This window comes from Algoriphagus sp. (assembly GCF_024642405.1).
In the GTDB taxonomy this organism is placed as follows: domain Bacteria; phylum Bacteroidota; class Bacteroidia; order Cytophagales; family Cyclobacteriaceae; genus Algoriphagus.
Genome location: NZ_JAHEBC010000450.1, coordinates 1 through 2,792, shown reverse-complemented (window position 1 = coordinate 2,792; position 2,792 = coordinate 1). Strand labels below are relative to the sequence as shown.

Genomic DNA, 2,792 nt, shown 5'->3' with positions numbered 1-2,792 from the left:
CCTCTTCGCAAAACTGGATTAACTCATGATATCCATTGATGCAATTGGTAGCTTTGAGTGAGCCGGGCTTGTAATAAAGACCAGAATGGATTACTCCGCTATTGTTGCCAGTTTGATGTTTGGCTAGCTGATCCTCCTTTTCTAATATGGCTATTTTCAAAGCTGGATTCGATTTTTGAATTTTTAGCCCTGTGGCCAAACCAACGATTCCACCTCCAACAATGACAATGTCGTATATCATGGTAAACAATTTTGTGTCCCAAATATACAAGGCCATTTTCCATTTTCATGAGCTTCTTTTATGATCAGGGAGACTAGGTTGAGAATTTTTAACAAAACTTGAACGATTTCCTCGCTTGGAGAATTTATCTTGCATGCGATTTTGATTTAGAAATCACCTTAGAATGATTCGAACCCTATTATTTTTATTGTCTTTTCTGATATTCACAGAAACCTCAGCACAGTTTATTATAAAAGGTAAAATTACTGACGCTGAAACCGGGGACCCTATTCCATTTGCTTCAGTATTGTTGAAAGGGACCACCTTGGGTATGAATACCGATTTTGAAGGGAATTATTCTTTGAATGCCAAGACACTTTCTGATAGCATTGTGGTCAGTTATATCGGTTATTTAAGTCAATCAAAACCACTCTTAGATCAACCTGAACAAACCATAAATTTTCAATTAAGGCCTTCTGATTTTGAGATGGAGGCTTTTGTTTTTGAAGCAGGAGAAAATCCTGCGTTCGAAATAATTAGAAAAGCAGTTGAAAAGAAAAAATACTTTGATAAGAGGAGTTTAAATGCTTATCAAACAAATAATTATACAAAGATAGAAATTGATATTGATCATGTCTCAGAAGAGTTTTCTCAACGTAGATCTGTAAAAAAAGTAACCGCAGTATTAGATAGCATCAAGCAATTGACAAATGATGAAGGAGAAAAGATATTGCCAGTATTCTTTTCGGAAACCTTGTCAAAATTTTATTACAGAAATAATCCTGAATTAAGGAAAGAGATCGTTGAAAAATCTAAAGTCACCGGTGTAGGTATAACTGATGGTTCAACTACATCTCAAATAACTGGATCAGCTTTCCAAGAATACAATTTTTATAAAAACTGGCTCAATATTCTTGAAAAGGATTTTGTCTCGCCGATTGCAGATGGCTGGAAAGCTTTTTATGATTATGATCTTTTAGATTCGGTAATAGTTGGACAAGATAGTTGCTATAAACTTCAAGTTTATCCGAGAAGAGAACAGGATTTGGCTTTTTCTGGTACCATTTGGATTAATAAAGAAACCTATGCTTTAAAGCAGGTTGATTTGACCATTCCAAAAGAGACGAATTTGAATTTTATTGAACGAATAAAAATTCAACAAGAGCTTGTACCCACAAGTGCTGGACCGCTGATTCCATCAAAAAGTAGAATTCAAATAAAAATTGGTCAGGTAACTCCAAATACTGCCGGCTTATTGGCAAAGTTTTATACATCTGCTGATAGTGTGAAGCTTGAAGAACCCAAGCCCACTTCGTTTTTTAATCAAGCTGTGGAACTTAAGCCTGATTTTAATTTGGGAACTGAAAAGTTTTGGAGTGAAAATCGACAGGATCCATTAAGTTCTGAAGAATTGGCAGTGTTACAGATGGTGGATACCCTCAAAAAAATTCCTGTAATCCGGTTTTATTCCGAAGGGTTGAAATTTTTTGCGACAGGATATTTACCGGTGAATAAAATTGATATCGGACCTTGGCCGGGTTTTTTCAATTATAACAATATTGAGGGTATTCGTTTGGGAGCTGGTTTTAGGACTAATCTAAAATTTTCAAATAAATGGCTGATTCAAGGGTATTTGGCCTACGGCTTCAAAGATGAGCGACTAAAATATACAGGTTCCGTTACACGGATTTTAGATCGTTCTCATTGGACCACCATTAGTTTCACTTCCCAAAAGGAAATAGACCAAGTGGGCTTAGAGATAGCCAGTTTGGAAGGAAATAGTATATTCCTGGCCGCCAGCCGATTTGGAACCTTAAGAAGACCATTTTTAAGCACCAATCATCGGTTAAATTTCCAGCGAGAGTTTTTCAAAGGGTTTTTATTTTCTGCTTCCACCAATGTGGCTCAGTTTGATCCGTTGTACGATTTCTATTATTTAGATAAGGATACCAGGGATTATAAATCAAGTTTTAAAACAACTGAGGCGAAATTTTCTCTGAGGTACGGAAGAGACGAAATCATCATTATCAATGATAATGAAAGAGTGTCTTTTGGACCTTCCAAATGGCCAATAGTTGAAGTGAATTATGCCAGAGGGTTGAATTGGTTAGGCGGAGATATCAAGTATGATAAATTAAGTTTTTATCTCTATCAACGCTTGAATATGGGGATGTTGGGGATTTCCAGATATGAGCTGGATGCAGGAAAAGTATTTGGTGAAGTGCCTTATCCAATCTTAAAAAATCACTTAGGAAATGAAACCTTGTTTTACACTTCGGCAGCATTCAATACGATGAATTTCAATGAATTTGCTTCGGATCAATATGCCAGTTTGAGGTATAGACACTTCTTCGAGGGTTTTCTTTTAAATAAGATTCCAGCAATCAAGAAATTGAAATGGAGAGCAGTAGCGAATGCAAATGTCTTATTTGGATCGGTTCAGGATAAAAATATCCAAAATGTACCTGATATGGATCCTGAGGGCAATCCATTGGAAACTTTTGGAAGGCTGGATCCGACAAAACCATATGTGGAGCTTGGCTATGGAATCGAAAATATCTTTAAGTTTTTC

General features: G+C 36.2%; 2 protein-coding genes. One reads left to right on the top strand and one right to left on the bottom strand.

Translation table 11 applies throughout. From position 1 onward, the window contains the following. A partial coding sequence (locus Q0L68_RS19190; protein ID WP_296705861.1) for an FAD-dependent oxidoreductase occupies positions 1-241 on the bottom strand: 241 nt, incomplete at its 3' end. Between the two features lie 163 nt (positions 242-404). Here Q0L68_RS19190 and Q0L68_RS19185 point away from each other — a divergent pair. Continuing rightward, on the top strand, positions 405-2,792 hold a 2,388-nt coding region (locus Q0L68_RS19185), incomplete at its 3' end, for a DUF5686 and carboxypeptidase-like regulatory domain-containing protein (RefSeq protein WP_296705860.1).